This window comes from Streptomyces sp. NPDC006193 (assembly GCF_040613915.1).
Classification (GTDB): Bacteria; Actinomycetota; Actinomycetes; order Streptomycetales; family Streptomycetaceae; genus Streptomyces.
Genome location: NZ_JBEXTB010000027.1, coordinates 25,780 through 44,978, shown reverse-complemented (window position 1 = coordinate 44,978; position 19,199 = coordinate 25,780). Strand labels below are relative to the sequence as shown.

16 protein-coding genes are annotated in these 19,199 nt (G+C 75.3%); 12 read left to right on the top strand and 4 right to left on the bottom strand.

Features of this window, described 5'->3' with window-relative positions:
• Positions 1-57: 57 nt before the first annotated feature.
• Both ABZ261_RS22680 and ABZ261_RS22675 read left to right on the top strand, forming a co-directional pair.
• Positions 58-1,647: a tetratricopeptide repeat protein gene (locus ABZ261_RS22680; RefSeq protein WP_356861906.1), complete on the top strand. Its 1,590-nt coding sequence runs from the start codon at positions 58-60 to the stop codon at positions 1,645-1,647.
• Positions 1,644-3,287 carry a nickel transporter gene (locus ABZ261_RS22675; protein WP_356861904.1) on the top strand — a complete coding sequence of 548 codons (1,644 nt, stop codon included), beginning with the start codon at positions 1,644-1,646 and terminating at the stop codon, positions 3,285-3,287. Before ABZ261_RS22680 ends, ABZ261_RS22675 begins: the two co-directional genes overlap by 4 nt.
• A gap of 208 nt (positions 3,288-3,495) precedes the next feature.
• Here the strand turns inward: ABZ261_RS22675 and ABZ261_RS22670 are convergent, their stop codons facing one another.
• Positions 3,496-4,299: an SGNH/GDSL hydrolase family protein gene (locus ABZ261_RS22670; protein WP_356861902.1), complete on the bottom strand. Its 804-nt coding sequence runs from the start codon at positions 4,297-4,299 to the stop codon at positions 3,496-3,498.
• A 260-nt stretch (positions 4,300-4,559) separates the two neighbouring features.
• Here ABZ261_RS22670 and ABZ261_RS22665 point away from each other — a divergent pair, with 260 nt between their 5' ends.
• The 5 genes from ABZ261_RS22665 to ABZ261_RS22645 all read left to right on the top strand — a co-directional run bounded on the left by ABZ261_RS22665 (position 4,560) and on the right by ABZ261_RS22645 (position 11,842).
• The gene (locus ABZ261_RS22665) at positions 4,560-4,991 is read left to right on the top strand and encodes a hypothetical protein (RefSeq protein WP_356861900.1); all 432 of its coding nucleotides are present in this window, start codon (positions 4,560-4,562) and stop codon (positions 4,989-4,991) included.
• Positions 4,992-5,406: 415 nt separating this feature from the next.
• Complete coding sequence (locus ABZ261_RS22660; protein ID WP_356861898.1) at positions 5,407-6,228, top strand: glycosyltransferase family 2 protein; 822 nt, start codon at positions 5,407-5,409, stop codon at positions 6,226-6,228.
• Positions 6,225-7,286: a glycosyltransferase family 2 protein gene (locus ABZ261_RS22655; protein ID WP_356861896.1), complete on the top strand. Its 1,062-nt coding sequence runs from the start codon at positions 6,225-6,227 to the stop codon at positions 7,284-7,286. The genes ABZ261_RS22660 and ABZ261_RS22655 overlap by 4 nt, the downstream gene beginning before the upstream one ends.
• Entirely contained in the window at positions 7,279-8,079 is an 801-nt protein-coding gene (locus ABZ261_RS22650) for a polysaccharide deacetylase family protein (RefSeq protein ID WP_356861894.1), read from the top strand. Before ABZ261_RS22655 ends, ABZ261_RS22650 begins: the two co-directional genes overlap by 8 nt.
• On the top strand, positions 8,072-11,842 hold the full coding sequence (locus ABZ261_RS22645) for a lipopolysaccharide biosynthesis protein (RefSeq protein WP_356861892.1): 3,771 nt from the start codon (positions 8,072-8,074) through the stop codon (positions 11,840-11,842). The genes ABZ261_RS22650 and ABZ261_RS22645 overlap by 8 nt, the downstream gene beginning before the upstream one ends.
• 16 nt (positions 11,843-11,858) lie before the next feature.
• Here ABZ261_RS22645 and ABZ261_RS22640 read toward each other — a convergent pair whose 3' ends face one another.
• Positions 11,859-13,271: a xylan 1,4-beta-xylosidase gene (locus ABZ261_RS22640; RefSeq protein WP_356861890.1), complete on the bottom strand. Its 1,413-nt coding sequence runs from the start codon at positions 13,269-13,271 to the stop codon at positions 11,859-11,861.
• Positions 13,272-13,466: 195 nt separating this feature from the next.
• Here ABZ261_RS22640 and ABZ261_RS22635 point away from each other — a divergent pair, with 195 nt between their 5' ends.
• Together ABZ261_RS22635 and ABZ261_RS22630 are read left to right on the top strand one after the other, a co-directional pair.
• Positions 13,467-14,573, top strand: a complete 1,107-nt coding sequence (locus ABZ261_RS22635) for a DUF5925 domain-containing protein (protein WP_356861888.1) — start codon at positions 13,467-13,469, stop codon at positions 14,571-14,573.
• 15 nt (positions 14,574-14,588) lie between these two features.
• The gene (locus tag ABZ261_RS22630; protein WP_356861886.1) at positions 14,589-15,359 is read left to right on the top strand and encodes a DUF72 domain-containing protein; all 771 of its coding nucleotides are present in this window, start codon (positions 14,589-14,591) and stop codon (positions 15,357-15,359) included.
• 64 nt (positions 15,360-15,423) lie between these two features.
• Here ABZ261_RS22630 and ABZ261_RS22625 read toward each other — a convergent pair whose 3' ends face one another.
• Positions 15,424-15,795, bottom strand: coding sequence for a GntR family transcriptional regulator (locus tag ABZ261_RS22625; protein ID WP_356861884.1), 372 nt, complete (start codon positions 15,793-15,795; stop codon positions 15,424-15,426).
• A 198-nt stretch (positions 15,796-15,993) separates the two neighbouring features.
• Here ABZ261_RS22625 and ABZ261_RS22620 point away from each other — a divergent pair, with 198 nt between their 5' ends.
• From ABZ261_RS22620 to ABZ261_RS22610, 3 genes are all read left to right on the top strand, one after another.
• Positions 15,994-16,497: a DUF402 domain-containing protein gene (locus ABZ261_RS22620; RefSeq protein ID WP_356861882.1), complete on the top strand. Its 504-nt coding sequence runs from the start codon at positions 15,994-15,996 to the stop codon at positions 16,495-16,497.
• A 297-nt stretch (positions 16,498-16,794) separates the two neighbouring features.
• Positions 16,795-16,929, top strand: coding sequence for a hypothetical protein (locus ABZ261_RS22615; protein WP_356861880.1), 135 nt, complete (start codon positions 16,795-16,797; stop codon positions 16,927-16,929).
• Between the two features lie 227 nt (positions 16,930-17,156).
• Positions 17,157-18,224 carry a lytic polysaccharide monooxygenase gene (locus ABZ261_RS22610; RefSeq protein ID WP_356861878.1) on the top strand — a complete coding sequence of 356 codons (1,068 nt, stop codon included), beginning with the start codon at positions 17,157-17,159 and terminating at the stop codon, positions 18,222-18,224.
• A gap of 51 nt (positions 18,225-18,275) precedes the next feature.
• Here ABZ261_RS22610 and ABZ261_RS22605 read toward each other — a convergent pair whose 3' ends face one another.
• Entirely contained in the window at positions 18,276-19,139 is an 864-nt protein-coding gene (locus ABZ261_RS22605) for an alpha/beta fold hydrolase (protein WP_356861876.1), read from the bottom strand.
• Between the last annotated feature and the right edge of the window lie 60 nt (positions 19,140-19,199).

The window sequence follows — 19,199 nt, the reverse complement described above, 5'->3', positions numbered from 1 at the left end:
GTTCCCCCTCCCCCCACGACGGGCCGCGCCTCCCACACGAACCACGGAGGACGAGGCATGGGCCCGCGCACGCAGGACGACGAGAAGGACGGGCGGAGGGCGCCGACGGCCGGCCACGCGCCCCCGCCCCCGCCTGCCCCTCGGGCAGCGGGCGCGGCGGCGACCGGGGCGGGGACCGGGGCGGGTACCGGGGACGTGCGCACCGGCGAGCAGAGGACCGGCACCGGCACCGGCTCGGGTACCGGCGCCGGTGCCGGCTCGGGTGCGGGCGGGGCCGATGAGCGGGTCGTCGCCGTTCGCCGGGCCGGCGCCCTCGGGCGGCGGTGGCATGCCGGCCGGCTCGCCGGCGGCGCCGTCCTGCTGGCCGTCGCCCTGACCGGCGGTGCGATCGCCCTCGGCGCGGGCCGGGAGCCGGCGTCCGTGCCGGTCGCCGCCGACGCCTCCGGCGCCGTCGATCCCGGCATCCTGGGCGGCGGGAACCTGGACGCGGGCGTCACCGCGCTCCAGGCGCACCTGCGGTCCCAGCCGAAGGACTCCGCGAGCTGGGCCGCCCTCGGCCTGGCCTACGTCGAGCAGGCCCGGACGAAGGGCGATCCGTCCCGCTACCCGCAGGCGGAGCAGGCGCTGCGGCGGTCCCTGTCGCTGACCCCGGACAGCGACCAGGCCCTGGCCGGCCGCGCCGCCCTCGCCGCCGCCCGGCACGACTTCCCGCACGCCCTGTCCTTCGCCGACGCGGCCCTGCGGCGCAACCCGTACAACGAGCGCGCCCTGTCCTCCCGCATCGACGCCCTGGTCGAACTCGGCCGCTACGCCGAGGCGTCCGAGGCGGCCAAGACCGCCGACACGCGCAAGCCGAGCGTGCCCGTCTTCACCCGGTACGCGTACGTGCACGAGCTGCGCGGCGACGTCAGAACGGCGCGCCGGGTCCTGGAACAGGCCCTGGCCACCGCCACGTCGCCGGGGGACACCGCGTACGTGGCCGCCCAGCTCGGCCAACTCGCCTTCAGCAGCGGGGACCACCGCTCGGCCCTCGCGTTCTACGCCCGCGCCCTCGCCGCCGACGACGGCTACCTCCCGGCGCTGGAGGGCCGGGCCCGCGCGCAGGCGGCGAGCGGTGACCGCGCCGCGGCGATCAAGGGGATGGAGCTGGTCGTCGCGCGGTGCCCGCTGCCCGGCCCGCTCGTCCTGCTGGGCGAGCTGTACGAGGCCCGCGGCGGCGCCGGCGACCGGGCGCGCGCCCGGCGGCAGTACGCGCTGGTCGACGCCTGGACCGCACTGGCCCGCGCCAACGGCGTCGACGCCGACCTGGACACCGCCCTGGCCGCCGCCGACCACGGCGACAAGGCGGCCGCCCTGCGCGCGGCCCAAGCCGAGTGGGCCCGCCGGCACACCGTGCACACCGCGGACGCCCTCGCCTGGGCGCTGCACGTCAACGGCCGTGACGCCGAGGCCCTGCCGTACGCCCGCCGGGCCACCGCCACCGGCTACCGCAACGCGGCCTTCCTCTACCACCGGGGTGTGATCGAACGGGCCACGGGCCACCGGGCGGCCGGCCGTGCCTCGCTGACCGCGGCCCTGGAGCTGAACCCCGGTTTCTCCCCGCTGGGCGCCGCCCGGGCCCGCACGGCACTGGAGGGAGCCGAGTGAAGCCGCGTCCGCTGTGCCTGCTGCTGCTCGCGGTCGGGGCGCTCGTGCTCCTTCCCGCCGGCGCCGCGAGCGCGCACCCCCTGGGCAACTTCACCGTCAACCGGTACGACGGCCTGGTCGCCGCTCCGGGGCAGCTCCGCGTCGACCACGTGGAGGACCTCGCCGAGATCCCGGCGACCCAGGCCGGACCGGAGGTCGAACGGCTGGGTCTGCGCGCGTGGGCCCGGCAGCGCTGCGCGCGGGCCGCCGCGGGCAGCAGGCTCACCGTGAACGGCCGTGCCGTCGCTCTGACGGCAGGCCGCGCCACCGCGCGCCCGCGCCCCGGCCAGGCCGGGCTGGACACGCTGCGGGTGGAGTGCCGGCTGACCGCCGCGCTGCCCCGCACCGGCGCCGTCGCCCTCGGCTTCCGCAGCGCGGGCGCCGCCGGCGGGCCCGGCTGGCGGGAGATCACCGCGCGGGGCGACCGTATGCGGCTGCTGGCGACGGACGTGCCGAGGACGTCGGTCTCCCGTGAACTGACGGTCTACCCCCGCGACCTGCTGTCCTCTCCGGCCGACACCTCCACGGCCTCGGTGCGGGTGCGGCCCGGCGGCCCGGCGCTCGCCGGGGACGCGTCGCGGCGGGACGCCCCGGGCGCCGGTGTGCTGCCCCGCGGCGCCGACCGCTGGACCCGGGCCCTGGACGGCCTGGTGGCCCGGCAGGATCTGACCGTCGGGTTCGCGGCGCTGGCGCTGCTCGTCGCGGTCGCCCTGGGGGCGATGCACGCGCTCGCGCCGGGCCACGGCAAGACGCTGATGGCCGCGTCGGCGGCGGCGCGCGGCGGCCGGGCCCGGCCGCGGGACGTGCTGCCGCTGGCCGCCTCGGTCACCGTGACCCACACCCTCGGCGTGGTCGCCCTGGGCCTGCTGGTCACGGCCGGTTCCGCCGCCGCGCCCGCGGTGCTCTCCTGGCTGGGCGTCGCCAGCGGCGCCCTGGTGCTCGCGGCGGGTGTGACGCTCGTGCGCCGGGCCTGGCGCCATCGCGTGCACGCCGCCGCCCCCGCGAGGCCCCTCGAACCGGTGAGCCGGCGGGAGTTGGCGGCCGTGGGCACCGGTGGTGGGGCCGTGCCCCACCATCACCACCACGACGGTGTGGAACACACCCATGGAAGCAGCGCCCACACCCACGAGGACCACACTTACGAAGGCCCCGCCCACACCCACGAAGGCTTCGCCCACACGCACGAGGCCCACACCCACGGAGGCCGCACCCACACCCACACGCACGGCGGTCACACGCACACGCACGCCCTCGCGCCCACCCTCCGCGGCACGATCCTGCTCGGGTTCGCCGGCGGACTGGTGCCCAGCCCGTCCGCCGTCGTCGTGCTGGTGGGCGCGGCCGCGCTCGGCAAGGCGTGGTTCGGGCTGCTGCTGGTCGTGGCCTACGGCGCGGGTCTCGCGCTGACCCTCACCGCGGCCGGGTTCGCGGTCGTGCGGCTGGGTTCGGGCGCGGCCCGGCTGCTGGAGCGCCGCCCGCGCTGGTCCGCCCACCCGCTGGCCGCCCTGGCGCGCCGTGCCCTGCCGCTCGTCTCCGCACTGGTCGTGGTGGCGCTGGGCGCCGGGTTGGTGCTGCAGGGCGCCGCGTCCGCGCTCGGCTGAGCGCCGCCGCGGGGAGCGCGGGCCCGGCGCGGGCGCACGCGGAGGACGGGCCCCCGGGAACGGGTGCGCCCCCCCGGTCGCCTGTACGGCGTCCGGTCGCCTGGACGACGGCGACGGAGGCCCCGGGGGCGGGACCTCCGTCTCTCCGCCGGGCCCGCCCGGCGGAACGGCCCCGACAGCTTCACCCTGGCGGGTGAGCCCGTACGGGTCAGGCCGCGTTCGTGAGCACCGGCAGGTAGCCGCCGGACTGGCCGGCCGCGGTCGGGTGGTACGACTCGCCGATGTTCAGCCAGTTGACGCTGTGCAGCCAGGAGTTGCCGGAGCAGATCTCGTGGCCGGAGAACGTGGTGCGGACGTCGCCGAAGACGAAGTTGTGGGCGGCGGCGCGGGCCCTGACGGTGGTGTTGAGGTAGTCGGCCGCGTCGTTGATCGCGGACCGCTTGGTCTCGGAGAGGCCGAGGCAGCTCTGGCCGAGCAGGTAGAAGCGGGGGTAGCCGATGACGACCACCCGGGCGGCGGGGGCTTTGGCGCTGATGGCGTTGTAGACGGCGTCCAGCTTGCCGGGGAGCGTGTTGGCGACGTACGCCCTCGCCGTGTCGATCTTCGAGAGGCAGCCGCTGTCGGACTGGATCACACAGGTCGTCATGACGTCGGCGAATCCGGCGTCGTTGCCGCCGATGGTGATGGACACCAGCGAGGTGGAGGAGTTGAGCGAGCCGAGCTGGCCCGAGAGCACGTCGTCCGTCTTCGCGCCCGAGCAGGCGTTGAAGGCGAACGAGGAGGGGCTGTGGGCGGCGCTCCACAGGTAGGGGTAGGCCTTCGTGCTGCGGTTGCAGCTGCCGCTGGAGCTGATGTAGCTGCCGGCGCCCACTCCGGAGGAGTAGGAGTCGCCGAGCGCAACATAGCCGCCGGCCGCCGTCGTCGACGCCTGCGCCGAAGCGGCCCCGGTGAGACCGAGGCCGGCGGCGAGGAGGAGCGAGGTCACGAATCCGGTAAGTCGGGAACGTCTCATGGAACCTCCCTTTAGCAGCATCTCTGCCGCAACTGTCGTAGCAACTACGCGTGTTGACGGGAAGTGTTCATGCCAAAACTTTTGTGATCTCAACAGGATCGACCCGAGACGTTCACCGCTCATGTATTGCGTGTACATGTCATTCGTGGTGACGGCACGTCACCCCCGGAGGCGGCCGCACGGGTGTGTTCTTGACGGCCGCCCAGGTCTGCGCCACATTGAAGCCCGGCATCCGGCGCGTCGGGGGGCGAAGTCGTCAAATGCAGACGTCACGCATCAGGACACCTTCGCCGGACGGCGCCGAGGCGGGCCCCGAGCGGGCGCGGCCGGGGGCGGGGAGGAACCTGTCGCCGCTGCTCGCCGGTGCCGCGACCGCCGTCGCGACGGCCGGCGCACTGCTCGCGCTCACCGGCTCCGCCTCACCTCTGCGCGCCCCGTGCACCCTGTTCTTCCTGCTCGCGGCGCCGGCCGCGCCGATCGCCGCGGCGCTGCGCGGGCTGGATCGCTTCGCCCGGACGCTGGCCGCTCTTGCGGGCGCCGTCGTGGTGAACATGCTGGTGGCCCAGGGCATGCTGGCCGTGCACCGCTGGTCGGCCCGTGGCGGGGTGGCCGCGGTGACCGTGCTGAGCCTGCTGCTTCTCCTCCTGGTGCTGCTCGGGGAACTAATTTCCGGAAAACGCACCCAAAAGTGAATGAGATGGGCCAAGGTTGTGTTACGGCCGAACCAGCAGAAATGTGAGGCAGCCATCCGGGTCTTGTCTCTCGGGTCCAGCCGTTGACACCGTCAGAGATCTCACCCGCACCGGCTCGTCGGCACGCGGCTCCAGGGGAGGGCTCAGGGCCACGGCGTTTCCGGCGCGGGGCGCGGTAGGGGGGTGCCGTGCTCGGTGACCGCAGTCGTGACCGAGTCGTGCCGCGCGACCGGCTGCCGTCGTGTTCCGGCGGACCGGCCAGCTTTGCCAGCTCGTCCGCGGAGCGGCGGACCGCTTCGGACCCCGGTCCGAAGACCGGCTCACCGTGCCGAAGACGAGAACCCCCCTTTCGAACCGGAAACAGAGCCGGACCGCCCGGGGGCGGGCGGTCCACCGGACGAGAGGGAAAACGCTCATGAGTTCCGTACTGCGCCCGCCGAGTTCGGGCCAGGACCCGCTGCTCGCCGCCCGCTACCGGCCCATCTCCTCCCATCTGGCGATCACTCCGCCGGTGAGCGTGGTGATACCCGCCATGAACGAGGCGGAGAACCTGCCCTACGTCTTCAAGAGCCTCCCGGACTGGATACACGAGGTGGTCCTGGTGGACGGCAACTCCACGGACGGCACCGTCGACGTGGCCCGTTCCCTCCGGCCCGGCGTCAAGGTCGTCGCGCAGCAGGGCAGAGGCAAGGGCGACGCCCTGATCACCGGGTTCGAGGCCTGCACCGGCGACATCATCGTCATGGTCGACGCGGACGGCTCCGCCGACGGCGGGGAGATCGTGTCGTACGTGTCCGCCCTGGTCTCCGGCGCCGACTTCGCCAAGGGCTCCCGCTTCGCCAACGGCGGCGGCACGGACGACATGACCCTCGTCCGCAGGCTCGGCAACTGGGCCTTGTGCACCGTCGTCAACCGCAAGTTCGGCGCCCGCTACACCGATCTGTGCTACGGATACAACGCGTTCTGGCGGCACTGCCTCGACAAGATCGACCTCGACTGCACCGGCTTCGAGGTGGAGACGCTGATGAACATCAGAGTGGTCAAGGCGGGCCTGAAGGTGCAGGAGATCCCCAGCCACGAGTACCTGCGCATCCACGGCACGAGCAATCTGCGGGCCGTGCGCGACGGACTGCGCGTGCTCAGGGTCATCCTGAAGGAGCGCTCCAACCGGCGGGAACTGCGCCGCCAGGAACGCCGCTCCCCGCTGCTCGACACGGTGCGGGGAGAGGTCTCTTGACGGATCCCGGCATCTCCGTCGTGATCTGCGCCTACACCGAGGAACGCTGGGAGGACGTCCTCGCGGCGGTCTCCTCGGTGCGCGCGCAGTCGTACCCGGCGCTGGAGACACTCCTGGTCGTGGACCACAACCCGGCCCTGACGGACCGGCTGGCCCGCGAGTACGAGCGGACCGACGGCGTCCGCGTCCTGCCCAACGCCGGACCCCGCGGGCTGTCCGCGGGCCGCAACACCGGCATCGCCGCGGCCCGGGGCGAAGTGATCGCCTTCCTGGACGACGACGCCGTGGCCGAACGGGACTGGCTGCGCCGCTTCGCCGAGGGGTACGCCGACCCGCGCGTGGTGGCGGTCGGCGGACGCACCGAGCCGGTCTGGGCGTCCGGCCGGCGGCCGGCCTGGTTCCCGGAGGAGTTCGACTGGGTGGTGGGCTGCACCTACCGCGGGCTGCCGCCCGGCCGGGTCCGGGTCCGCAACGTCCTCGGCGGCAACGCCTCCTTCCGGCGCACGGCGTTCGAGGCGGCGGGCGGCTTCGCCACCGGCATCGGCCGCGACGGCGACCGCCGGCCGCTCGGCTGCGAGGAGACGGAACTGTGCATCCGCCTCGCCCGCGCCCTCCCCGGTGCCGTCCTGATCGTCGACGACCGCGCGGTGATCCACCACCGGGTGCCCGCACCGCGTGAGCGGTTCGCCTACTTCCGCACCCGCACCTACGCCGAGGGCCTGTCCAAGGCGCTGGTGGCGCGCAGCGTCGGCGCGGACAAAGGGCTGGAGTCCGAACGCCGCTACGCGACCCGCGTGCTGCCGGCCGGGGTCGCGCGAGGCGTCCGGGACGCGCTGCTGGGCCGGCCGGGCGGAGCCGGCCGCGCGGGCGCGATCGTCGCCGGGCTGCTCGGCGCGGCCGGCGGTTACGCGGTGGGCGCCCTGCGAGCCCGGCGGCGCGGCACGGCGTTCCCGGCAGCCCCCATCCGCACGCCGCTCCCGGACCGGTGCCCCGGCGGACCCCCCGAACAGCCCCGCACCCCTGTGCCGGCGCCGGATGCGGGGAGTGCTCATGAGTGACGATGCCGTGCCCATCCTCATGTACCACTCCGTCACCGCCGCGCCCAACGACGCCACCCGTGCCCTGTCGGTCGCACCGGAGGCGTTCGCGGAGCAGATGGCGCTCGTCGGCGAGCTGGGCCTGACCCCGCTGACCGCCGCCGGCCTCGCGGCCCGCTGGCGCTCCGGCCGCCCGCTGCCCGCCCGGCCGGTGCTGGTCACCTTCGACGACGGCTACGAGGGGGTGCACCGGCACGCCCTGCCCGTGCTCGCCCGGCACGGCTTCCCGGCCACGCTGTTCGTCGCCACCGGCTGGCTCAGGGGCGCGTACGACACCGGCGGCGGCCTGGACACCATGCTCGACTGGGCGCAGGTGCGCGAACTGGCCTCGGCGGGCGTCGAGATCGGGGGGCACAGTCACACGCACCCCCAGCTCGACCAGCTCCCCGACGGCGAACTGCGCACGGAGCTCACCCGGTGCACGGAGATCCTCGCCGGCGAACTCGGTCGCCCTCCGGTGTCGTTCGCCTACCCCTACGGCTATGCGAGCCGCCGGGTCCGCCAGGCGGTGCGCGCGGCCGGGTACGGCCAGGCGCTCGCCGTCGGCAACGCCCTCGCCCGCCGCCGGCAGGGCCCGTACGCGCTGCGGCGGGTCACCGTCCGCCGCAGCACGGGCGCCGCCGCGTTCGCGCGGCTGCTCCAGGGCCGTGCGGTGGCCCGCGCCTTCGCCGCGGACCGGGCCCTCACCCAGGGGTACGCGCTCGTGCGAAGAGCCCGCCAGGTCCGCCGGGAGGTCACCCGTTCCCGTGCCTGACACGACCACCACGACCGCAGCCGGATCCGGGACGCCCGGCGCCACGGCGCCCGGGAAGGACGGGCGCAGGCTGCGGCTGCCCGGCACCGGCCGGTCCGCCGGCGGCAGCCCGCTGTTCCGCAACGCCTACGCGCTGATGCTGAACACCGGCGTCTCCGCCGTCCTCGGGCTCGGCTTCTGGCTGGCCGCGGCACGGTACTACTCCGAGTCGGCGGTCGGCCAGGGGTCGGCCGCCATCGCCGCCATGAAGCTGCTCGCCGGGCTGACCGCGGTGACCCTGACCGGCGCCCTGGCCCGCTTCATCCCGGTCGCCGGCGACCGCACCGGCCGGCTCGTCCTGCGCACCTACGCGGGCAGTTCGCTGATCGTGGCGCTGGCCGCCGGGGCCTTCCTGCTGACCCTGGACGCGTGGGGGCCGTCGTACCGCTTCCTGCACGGCACCCTCAACGGGCTCGGCTTCATCGCCGCCGTCGCCGCCTGGAACGTGCTCACCCTGCAGGACGGGGTGCTCACCGGGCTGCGCAGCGCCCCCTGGGTGCCGGTCGGCAACACCGTGTTCTCCGCGGTGAAGCTGGCCCTGCTGGCCGCGTTCGCGGTCGCCCTTCCGACCAGCGGCGTCTTCGTGTCCTGGGTGGCCGCGATCGCCACCTCGGTACTGCCGCTGGGCTGGCTGGTGTTCCGGCGGCTGATCCCCCGGCACCTGGAGGCGACCGGGGGCCGGGCCCGCCCGCCGACGCCGAAGGAGATCGGGCGCTTCCTGGCCGGCGACTACACCGGCTCCCTGTTCTCGCTGGCCGTGGTCCACCTCGTCCCGGTGATCATCGCCGCGCAGGTCGGGTCCGCGGAGAACGCGTACTTCTACATCACGACCACCATCGGCGGCACGACCAACCTGCTGGCGGTCAACATGGGCGCCTCCCTCACCGTCGAGGGCTCGCACGACCCGGCGCGGCTGGCCGCCCACACCCGCGCCGCGCTGCGGCGGATGGCGCGGATCATGCTGCCGGTCGCGGGGGCGCTGTTCGCCGGCGCGCCCTGGATCCTCGGCGTGTTCGGCGACGGCTACGCGGAGGCGGCGACGCCGCTGCTGCGGTGGTTCGCGGTCGGCGCGGTGCTGCGGACCGTGACGGAGACCCACTTCGCGGTCCTGCGCGCGCAGAACCGCACGGCCGGGCTCGCCGTGCTGCAGGGCCTGCTGTGCGTGCTGGTGCTGGGCCTGACCCTGCTGCTCCTGCCGCGGATGGGGCTGACCGGCGCGGGCGTCGCCGAGATCTCCAGCCTCGCGGTGATCGTGGCGATCGCCGCGCCGAAGCTGTGGCGGACGGTCCGGTCCGCGCCCGTCGCCGTGCCGGACGCGACGGCGCCGGACGGCGATCTCGCCGACCTGGGGCCGCTCCCCCGCCCCCGGTTCCGCCGGGGCGGGGGCGCCCGCGCCGAAGCGGCCTCGTCCCCGGCGCGGCGGCGCCCGGCCTGGGCGCTGGACTCCGACACCCCGGCCTTCGGCCTCCGCATCGACTTGGACCACGTGGAGCGCCGGCCGGACGTCCGCCCGGGCCCCGGCACACCGCCCGCGGGCACACCGGCGCCGCCGCCGGCGCGGCAGCCGGAGCCGGAGCCCGGGCCCGATGACGCGGCACCGCGGAACGCCTCACCGCGGAACGCCTCACCGCGGGACGCCGTGCCGCGGGACGCCGCACCTGAGGAAGCGGTTGCGCAGGACGGCGTGCCCCAGGAGCCGCCGCCCGGCCGCCGCCGCGCTCTGCCGGCCCGGACCGGGATCGTCCTCGGCTGTCTGCTGCCGGCCGCGCTGGCGCTGTACTGGGCGCCGGTGCTGCGGCTCGGCGAGGCCGACCTGGACCGGATGGGCGGGCTCGGGCTGGTGTCGGTGCTGCCGCCGCCGACGCTGGCCGGTGCGGGCCTGCTGGTCTGCGTGTTCGCCGCACTGCTCCGGCAGCGCCGCGAACACCGGGTGCTGCTGCTGGTCACCCTGCTGGCGACCGTGGTGTCCCTGCACGCGCTGCCCGCGGTGATCGAGGCCGAGCCGCGGTTCCCGACGGCCTGGCAGCATCTGGGGTTCCTCGACCACATCGACCGGACCGGCACCGCCGTACCGGACCTGGACGCCCGCTGGAGCTGGCCGGGCTTCTTCGCGCTGGCCGCGTTCGCCGGCCGGGCGTGCGGGATCACGGACTTCACCGAGGTCGTCCGCTGGTGGCCCACGGCGATCCAACTCGCCTACCTGGTCCCTGTCCTGCTGCTCACGCGTTCGCTGCGGGCGGGCTGGCGGGCGAAGTGGGCCGGTGTCTGGATCTTCGCGCTGAGCGGCTGGGTCGGCCAGGACTACTTCTCCCCGCAGGGCTTCACCTATCTGCTGTACCTGGTGTTCGTGGCGGTCCTGCTGGTCTGGTTCCGGCCGCCGCGTGTGCTGGGGGGCCGGTTCCGGCCCGGCGAGAGGGAGGTGGAACCGGCCGGCCGGCGGCAGCGGGCGGTGCTGCTCGCGCTGCTGATCGGCCTGTACGCGGCGACCGTGCCCGCGCACCAGCTGACCCCGTTCGTGATGCTGGGGGTGCTCGCGGCCCTCGTCCTGCTCGGCCGGTGCGAGTTGCGCGGTCTGCCGCTGCTGTGCGCGGTGCTGGTCGCGGTCTGGGTCGGGTTCCTGGCCGAGCCGTACTGGTCCGGGCACTTCGACGACCTGTTCGGCGGGGTCGGCGGGGTCGGCGGCAACGTCTCCTCCTCCGTCTCCGGCCGCATCCAGGGCGGGAACCCGACCCACAAGCTGGTGCTGTACACGCGGGTGCTGCTGGCCGGCTCGGTACTGGGCCTGGCCTGCTGGGGCTGGTGGCGGCGCCGTCTGCACCGGTACCGCGAACGGTCCCTTCCCGTCCTGATGTGCGTACCGTTCCTCGGCTTCGGCATGCAGTCGTACGGCGGTGAGATGGCGCTGCGCGTCTTCATGTTCGCGGTGCCGGGCGCGGCCCTGCTCGGCGGGCTCGCGCTCTTCCCGCGGGCCGGCGCCGCCGCGCAGGAGCGCCGGGCGCGTCTGGCCCCGGTGGCCGCGCTGCTCGTGGGACTCCTGCTGACGGGCGGCTTCCTGGTGGCCCGCTGGGGCAACGAGCCCTTCGAGCGCACCCGGCCCGGCGAGGTCGCCGCCATGGACTGGGTGTACGCCCACGACCGGCCGACGGCGCGGCTGCTGTGGCTGAGCCAGGACCCGGTCGACGACGTGACCCCGGCGCTGCCCTGGGGGGCGCGGGACATGGAGCGGGTGACCTACGTGCCGACGCTCGCGCCGGCCGACCCGGTGCTGGTGTCGGGGCTGGTGAAGGCGCTGAAGGACGCCGGCCCGAACGCGTACCTGGTGGTGAGCCGGAGTCAGGTGACGTACCTGCAGCTGGACGCGGGCTATCCGGCGGCCTGGGGGCGCCGGCTGACCGCGCACCTGGACGGCCGGCCGGAGCTGACGAGGGTCCTGGTGAACGAGGACGCCACGGTGTACGCGCTGCGCGCGCCGCCGGCGGGTCCGGCGCCGGAGCCGCACCCGGGGCCGGCCGGGCCGCACGTGACGTGGACGCCGTGGTCGGTGGTCGGTGCGCTGGCCGCCGTGCCCCTGCTCCTATTGCTGGCCGTCCGCGAGCTGGTCCGGGTCGCGGTCCGGCCGGGCGTGCGCCGGCTGCGGCTGATTCAGGGCGGATTCTGGTTCTCGCTGCCGCTGCTGGCGGTGGTGCTGGCCTCGCTGGTGCAGCGGTTCTGGACGATGAGATGAGGGCGGGTGGCGCGGCTCAGCGGTCGAGCCACCTCACCTCGTAGGCCCGCAGGTCGAACCGCTTGCCGTCGATCCGCGCGCTGATCGTCCGGGCCAGGGTGTTGACGACGAGGACGGTCCTGCGCGTGGCCAGGACGCGGACGTTGGGCACGTCGTCGGGGGCGACGGACACGGTCGTGTACCGGGTGCCCGGCGGGAACGCCCCGGCGAACCGGGACAGCAGGCCGTACATGGGCAGGGTCCGTCCCCCGCCGGCGGCGCCGGTCGGCGTCCACAGGCAGCCGGCGCAGTCGCCCGTCCGCTTCTGCGGATTCCAGTAGAAGCCGGAGCCGGCGCCGCCCTCCGCCATGGCGATCATGCCGGTGGCCTGGACGGCGACGCGGTGCGGTTCGGACCAGCCGGTGCGCTCGCCGTCGCCGTCACCGGGTTCGACGTAGTACTCCGCCCACCACAGGGGCAGGCCGTGGGTCTGCCGCCGCACCCACTGGCCGACGGCGGTGAACTTACGGGTGGCGGCGAACTCGTCCGGGAGCAGTTCGTCGTCGCGGGTGTAGCTGGCGCCGTCCACCACGGCGAAGTCGGCTCCGGCCTTGTGCGCGTTCCAATAGCCGAAGGCGTCCAGGACGCGCTGGTCCATGGCGCCCCAGGGGCCTCGGAGCGCGGTGGAGGCGTTCGGGTCGCGCGGGTCGACGCTGTCCATCACCAGGTACGGGCCGCCGACCATGATGTCCTCGTCGACCTTCTTCAGCGCCCGGTACACGAGGTTGTACATCCGGGTGTAGCCCTCGTAGTCCCAGCGGGCCGCCGCGTCGTTCCAGAACCCCTTGAACTCGTTCCAGACGATGAAGTGCCGCACGTCCGGGTAGCGCCGGGCGACGGTCGCGGCGAGGTCGGCGAAGTCCTGGTAGTGGCCGGGGGTGGGCGGGGTCTCCAGCGCGGTCCGGCTCCAGTCGGTGCCCCCGGCCCCGGCCCGGCCGCCCTTCATCCAGTCCGGGGAGCAGCACAGGGTGATCACCGGGGTGCCGCCGGAGGCGCGGACGAAGTCGATGCGGCGGTCCAGCGCCCCGAAGTCGTAGTGCCCCTCGACCGGTTCGGGGTTGTCGGCGCCCCAGCCCATGATGTGCTGGTTCTGCGGCAGCCCGCCGCCCCGGCCGAGGATCCGCGCGACCCGCGCGGTGGCGGCCGCCGGGCCCTGGTCGGCGCTGTACTGGGTGTGCGTGAAGCCCCAGCCGACGTACGGCCGCGGCTCGCGCGCCGGGGCCGGGGTGCCGTGCACGGCGTCGCCGTCGCGGGTGGTGCCGGCGGTGCCGGGGCCTTCGGACCGCGTGCCGACCAGGGTCGCCACCAGGGCCAGCACGACCGCGCCCACTGCGAGCAGGGCGGTGAGCCGCCACCGCCGGTCGCCCGCATTCCACCCAGGACGTGTCATCGGGGACAACAGTAACGGCCGGAGCCGGGCGGGGAGCCGGTGTTGCGCACACCCGCCCGCGCGCGGAACGGCGGTCTGCCGCCGGGCGCGGCAGCGCCGGGCGGGCCGGGTCGCCGCCGGGACCGCTGCGCCGGCGGAGCGGTCCGGCGGCGCAAATGCCGTGCGCGGGAGGCGCCGGTGCCGGATCATGGCGGCATGGCTGCCAACCCGCACGACTCCCTGCCGATCCGGCTGCACGTCGACGACTCCGATTCGCCGTCCGACGTCGTCGACGCGCTGTTCCTCGGCCGTTTCGCGACGGGTGAGCAGCCGTACTCGCACGCGGTGAACATCGACCGGGTCCGGCCGGGCGCGACGCTGCTGCCGGAGGGCGCACGGGTGCTGCGGGTGGCCCGCGACGACGACCGCAGCGCGACCCTCGCCGAGGGGGAGGGCTGGACCCTGCTGGTCTCCCGCTGGAGCCGGGGCGCGGACGTCACGGTCACCGCGACCGGCGCCGAGCTGGCGAAGCGGATCCTGGACCAGGCCACGGACGGCGCGGCCGACGAGCCGGAACCGCAGCCGGAGGACGTGACGATGGGGTTCTGGTACGTCTCCCCGCGGCGCGGCCCGCACCGCACCACCCGTCAGATCTCGGCGGGCACCTGGGAGGAGGTCCGGCCCAACTACACGGCGCCGGTGGCGGACGCGATGGACCGCCTGATGAAGACCACCCCCGAGGACATCGCGGGCCGGCTGCTGCTGCTCCACGGCCCGCCCGGCACCGGCAAGACGTCGGCGCTGCGCACCCTGGCCCGGTCCTGGCGCGACTGGTGCCAGGTGGACTGCGTGCTGGACCCCGAGCGCCTCTTCTCCGACGTCGGCTACCTGATGGACATCGCGATCGGCGAGGACGACGGCGCGGGCAAGGGCCGCTGGCGGCTCCTGCTGCTGGAGGACTGCGACGAGCTGATCCGCGGCGAGGCCCGGCACACGGCGGGCCAGGCCCTGTCCCGGCTGCTGAACCTCACCGACGGCCTGCTCGGCCAGGGCCGCAACGTGCTGGTCGGCGTCACCACCAACGAGGACCTGGAACGCCTGCATCCGGCCGTGGTCCGCCCCGGCCGCTGCCTGGCCCGCATCGAGGTCGGACCGCTGACCCGCCCGGAGGCGCTGCGCTGGCTCGGCGGCGAGGCCCCCGGTCAGGAGGCCGTCGGCCGCGAGGGCGCCACCCTGGCCGAGCTGTACGCGCTGCGCCGGGGCACGGCTCCGACGTCGGTGCCGGGGGCGCGCGAGGGAGCGGACGCGGGTCTGTACCTGTAGTGCTTCCATGAGGGCATGACCGTGTTCGTCGGCACGTCGGGGTGGCAGTACAAGGACTGGCGGGACCTCGTCTACCCGGCCGGGGTGCCGGCGCGGCTGTGGCTGGAGGAGTACACCCGGCTCTTCGCGACGGTGGAGGTCAACAACGCGTTCTACCGGCTGCCGGCGTACGGCACCTTCGCCTCCTGGCGGGACCGGGTGCCGGCGGACTTCGTGGCCGCGGTGAAGGCGAGCCGCTATCTCACCCACATCAAGCGGCTGAAGGACCCCGAGGAGCCGGTGCAGCGCCTGATGGGTCACGCGGCCGGTCTCGGCGACCGCCTGGGTCCGGTCCTGCTGCAGCTCCCGCCCACCCTGCGGGCCGACCCGTCCCTGCTGGACGCCTGCCTGGCGTGCTTCCCGGCCGGGACGCGGGTCGCGGTGGAGCCGCGCCACGACTCGTGGTGGACGCCCGAGGTGCGGCACGTCCTCCGGGACCGGGGCGCGGCCCTGTGCTGGGCGGACGTGCTGGCCCGCCCGGTCACCCCGCTGTGGCGCACCACCGGCTGGGGCTACGTCCGCTTCCACCAGGGCCGCGCCCGGCCGTGGCCGCGCTACGGCCGCCGTTCCCTGCAGACCTGGGCGGAGCGCGTCGCGGCGGCCTGGCCGGACGGGGAGGACGTGTTCGTGTACTTCAACAACGATCCCGGGGGCGCGGCGGTGGCGGACGCGGTGGCGTTCGCCCGGGCGGCGGCGAAGGCGGGCCTGCCGGTGACACGCGTACCCGAGCCGCTGACCCTCCGGTGACCCGGCGCGGGGCGGGGCCCGGTGGGGGCCCGGTGATGCGGGGCCCGGTGGGGCGGGGCGTGACTCAGTCCTCCCCGTAGGCGGCCCGCAGGGCGTCCCGCACCGCGGCGGCCGCCTCCTCCTCCCCCAGGCCCAGCCGCCGCACCCGCTCCGCGTACGCCTGGGCGGCCGCGGACGCCTCCCGCTGCGCGGCCGAGCCGGCGGCGGCCACGAACGTGCCGTTGCGTCCCCGCGTCTCGATCACGCCGTCGCCCTCCAGCGCCCGGTACGCCTTGGCCACCGTGTTCACCGCCAGCCCCAGGGACTCGGCGAGCCCCCGCACGGTCGGCAGCCGGTAGCCCACGGGGAGCGCGCCGGACCGCGCCTGCTGGGAGATCTGCGCCCGCACCTGCTCGTACGGCGGCGCGCTGTCATCGATGCGGATCTTCAGGCTCACGCCACGATTCTCCCGCACCCGCCGGAAAACGGGAGGCGGCCCCGTCAACCGTGCCGTACGGTTCCTGCCCGTGCCCGTGCTCCTGCACGACCGACCGCCCCGTCGGACCGGAGGGGGCCGCGGGCTTCGCACGGGCAGCGCCGGTGAAGGCCGGCCGCGAGTGGCTGGGACACATGAGGTGTCGGACGGAGGTGGGCCGTGTCCGCGAACCGGGCCGAGCCGCAGGGCACGCTGGAGGTGGTCCTGGTCAAGGGGGGCCGTACCAAGATCCGCTACCCGGCGGAGCTGCTGCGGGACGACGGCACCCGGATCGTCGTCCGCGCGCCGTGGGCGGGCGCCGGGGTCCGGGACTTCGGGTTCGTGCGCTTCGAACCGGGTGACGTGTTCACCGAGCACTACTGGCGTGACCGGTGGTACTCGGTGAAGGAGGTCCGCGCCGCGGACGGCTCCGTCAAGGGCTGGTACTGCGACGTCACCCGCCCCGCGGTCCGCTCCGGCTCGGCACTGGTCGTGGAGGACCTCGACCTGGACCTGTGGCGCTCCGCCGACGGCCGGGACGTGCGGCGGCTGGACGAGGACGAGTTCGCCGCGAGCGGGCTCGCGCGGACGGACCCGGAGGCCGCGTCCGCCGCCCTGACCGCCCTCGACGCGCTGGCGGCGCTGGCGGTCCGCGCGGGCGGCTTCGCGGAGCTGCTGGCCTGACGGGCCCGGACCGCCGCTGCCGCCGCGGATCCCGGCTCAGCGGTTCCGGCGGCCCGTGAGGGACTCCGTGCCGCCCGCGGCCGGCGCCCTGTCACCGTGGTCCGGCTCGTCGATGCAGACGGCGTCCCGTGCATCCCCCTCCGCTTCCGGGGCAGCCGCAACCATGTGCTCGTCCTGCTCGTCGTCCCCGGAGAGTGACACACGTCACTGACACCGCCGTACCGATGAGGGACTCTCCCCCACGAGCGTCTGTCTCCGCGCCCCAGCGGATCGCGGTAGGCGCCGAAGGAGGCAGCCATGCGCCGTGCGACCGTGCACAAGCCCCTGAAGAGAACGGACAGCCGCCGGATCCGCGAGGAGGCGGAGGAACGCCCCGCGGGACGCCCGGAGGTGCGCAAGGACATCGCCCGGACCTGGTGGCCCGACGGCTGACGGCCGCGGTGCGCCGCCCCGCCGCCCGCGGTCTGCGCACCGCCCGCGCCGGGCGTGCGCCCGTGCGCGCGGTGTCTACCTGAGCGCAGTCTGAGCACCTCCTTAAGCGCACCATAAAGATCTCCCCGACCGGCCCTCGGCGGGCGTTCTCGCGGTTCTCCGGGGCTAGCTTCTGATCACCCCACGGGATGCAGCCCGCCCCCACGGACCGTTCGGAGGAGTTCCGCATGCCTGCTCGCCGTAAGGCCAAGGCGTCCGCCGTCACCGCCCTCGGCCTCGCGCCGCTCGCCCTGACCGCGCTCGCCGCCGCCCCCGCGTCCGCGCACGGCTCGATGGGCGACCCGGTCAGCCGCGTCTCGCAGTGCTTCGCGGAGGGTCCCGAGAGCCCGGACTCGGCCGCGTGCAAGGCGGCCGTGGCAGCCGGCGGCACCCAGGCGCTGTACGACTGGAACGGCATCCGGATCGGCGACGCGGCCGGCCGGCACCGGGAGCTGATCCCGGACGGCAAGCTGTGCAGCGCGAACAACGAGGAGTTCAAGGGCCTGGACCTGGCCCGCGCCGACTGGCCGGCGACCCGCGTGGAGCGGGGGCCGCGCACCTTCCGGTACCGGGTGACCGCCCCGCACAAGGGGACCTTCACCGTCTACCTCACCAAGCCCGGCTACGACCCGGCCGAGCCTCTCGGCTGGGCCGACCTGGACCTGGAGCACCCGGTGGCGACGGCCACCGACCCGGCCGCCTCGGACGGCTTCTACACCTTCTCCGGCACCCTGCCGGAGCGCTCCGGCAGGCAGCTGCTGTACGCGGTCTGGCAGCGCTCGGACAGCCCGGAGGCGTTCTACTCCTGCTCGGACGTGGACTTCGGCGGCAGCGGCAGCGGCGTCGCCCCCGCCGGCACCCACGCCGCGGGCGACGGCGGGGCCGGGGCCGCCCCGGCCCCGGCCCCGACCGCCTCCGCACCCTCCGACCGGCAGATCGCGGCCGGCGCCGGCCGGTCCACCGTGGAGCACCACGGGCACGGGGACGACGACGCGAGCACCTCGGCGGAGCCCGCCGCCGCACCGCCGCGGTCCGCGACCGCCCCGGAGCGCGCCGGCGCCGGCGCCCCGGCGGAGCCGGCCGCCCCGGCCAACCGTCCCAAGGCGGCGGGGGCCCCGGCGGACCTCGCCGAGACGGGCGCGTCGGGCAGCACCGGATACCTGGCGGTCGGCGGCGCGGCGGCGCTGGCGCTCGGCTCCGCGGCGCTGTTCCTGTCGGTGCGGCGGCGCGCGGCGGGTGGCGGCCACCGCCGGTGAGGCGGTCCGGGGCCTGTCCGGCGGCTCAGGCCGGACAGGCCCCGGCGGACGTCAGCCGACGGCGGACGCGCAGGTCGTGGGGGTGGCGTGGGCCGGGTCGAGCGCGTTGGCCACCTCGTGGAAGGCGATCCGGTCGTACAGGCCGATCGCGACGTGCTCGGAGAGGTCCGGCGGGCACAGGTCCTGGAGCAGGACGTTGTGGACGTCCGGGCCGCTCAGGTACTGGCTGCGCCAGGGGGTGACCACCTCGTCGTACCGGGTGGCGATGACGGTGTAGCGCACTCCGGGGACGGTGTCGCCGCCCGCGTTGAGCCGGGTGAGGAACGCCGAGCCGCTGATCTGGTCGGCGAGGCCCGGGGTGGTGGCCTTGATCAGGTCCTCGGCGCCGGGGAAGTACGGCAGCAGGCCGGTCAGGCCGGCCAGGTCGGTGCCGTGGTTGTCGGGGGCGATGCCGACGAGGGCGTGCACCTTGGCGGCTCCGCCGAGGAACTTCAGGTAGTGGCGCGGCATCATGCCGCCCTGGGAGTGACCGACCAGGTCGGCCTCGGCGGCCCCGGTCGCGGCGAGGACCGTGTCGACGAAGGCGGACAGCTGCTGCGCCGACCGGTCGAGGGGGCCGAGCCCGTGGAAGAAGGGGACGCCGGGGAGCTGCCCGTAGTCGAGGGAGTAGACGCAGTATCCGCGGCCGCCGAGGTAGGGGGCCAGGGAGAGCCAGTTGTCGACCGAGTTGCCCAGGGTGCCGTGGACGAGGACGACGGGGCGCGGGTGGGCGGCGGAGGGCCGGCAGGAGTAGTCGTTCCAGCCCGAGGAGGGGGCGGCGCCGGCGGCGCGGGCGGTGGCGGCGGGCACGACGGCGACGGCGGCGGTCAGGAGCAGCGCGGCGAGGGGTCTGAGCACTCGTATCCAGGGCAGCATCGTGTGATCTCCTTGCGGCTCACGGGAGGGGCACGGCCTTACCCTGTGATCCGGATCACG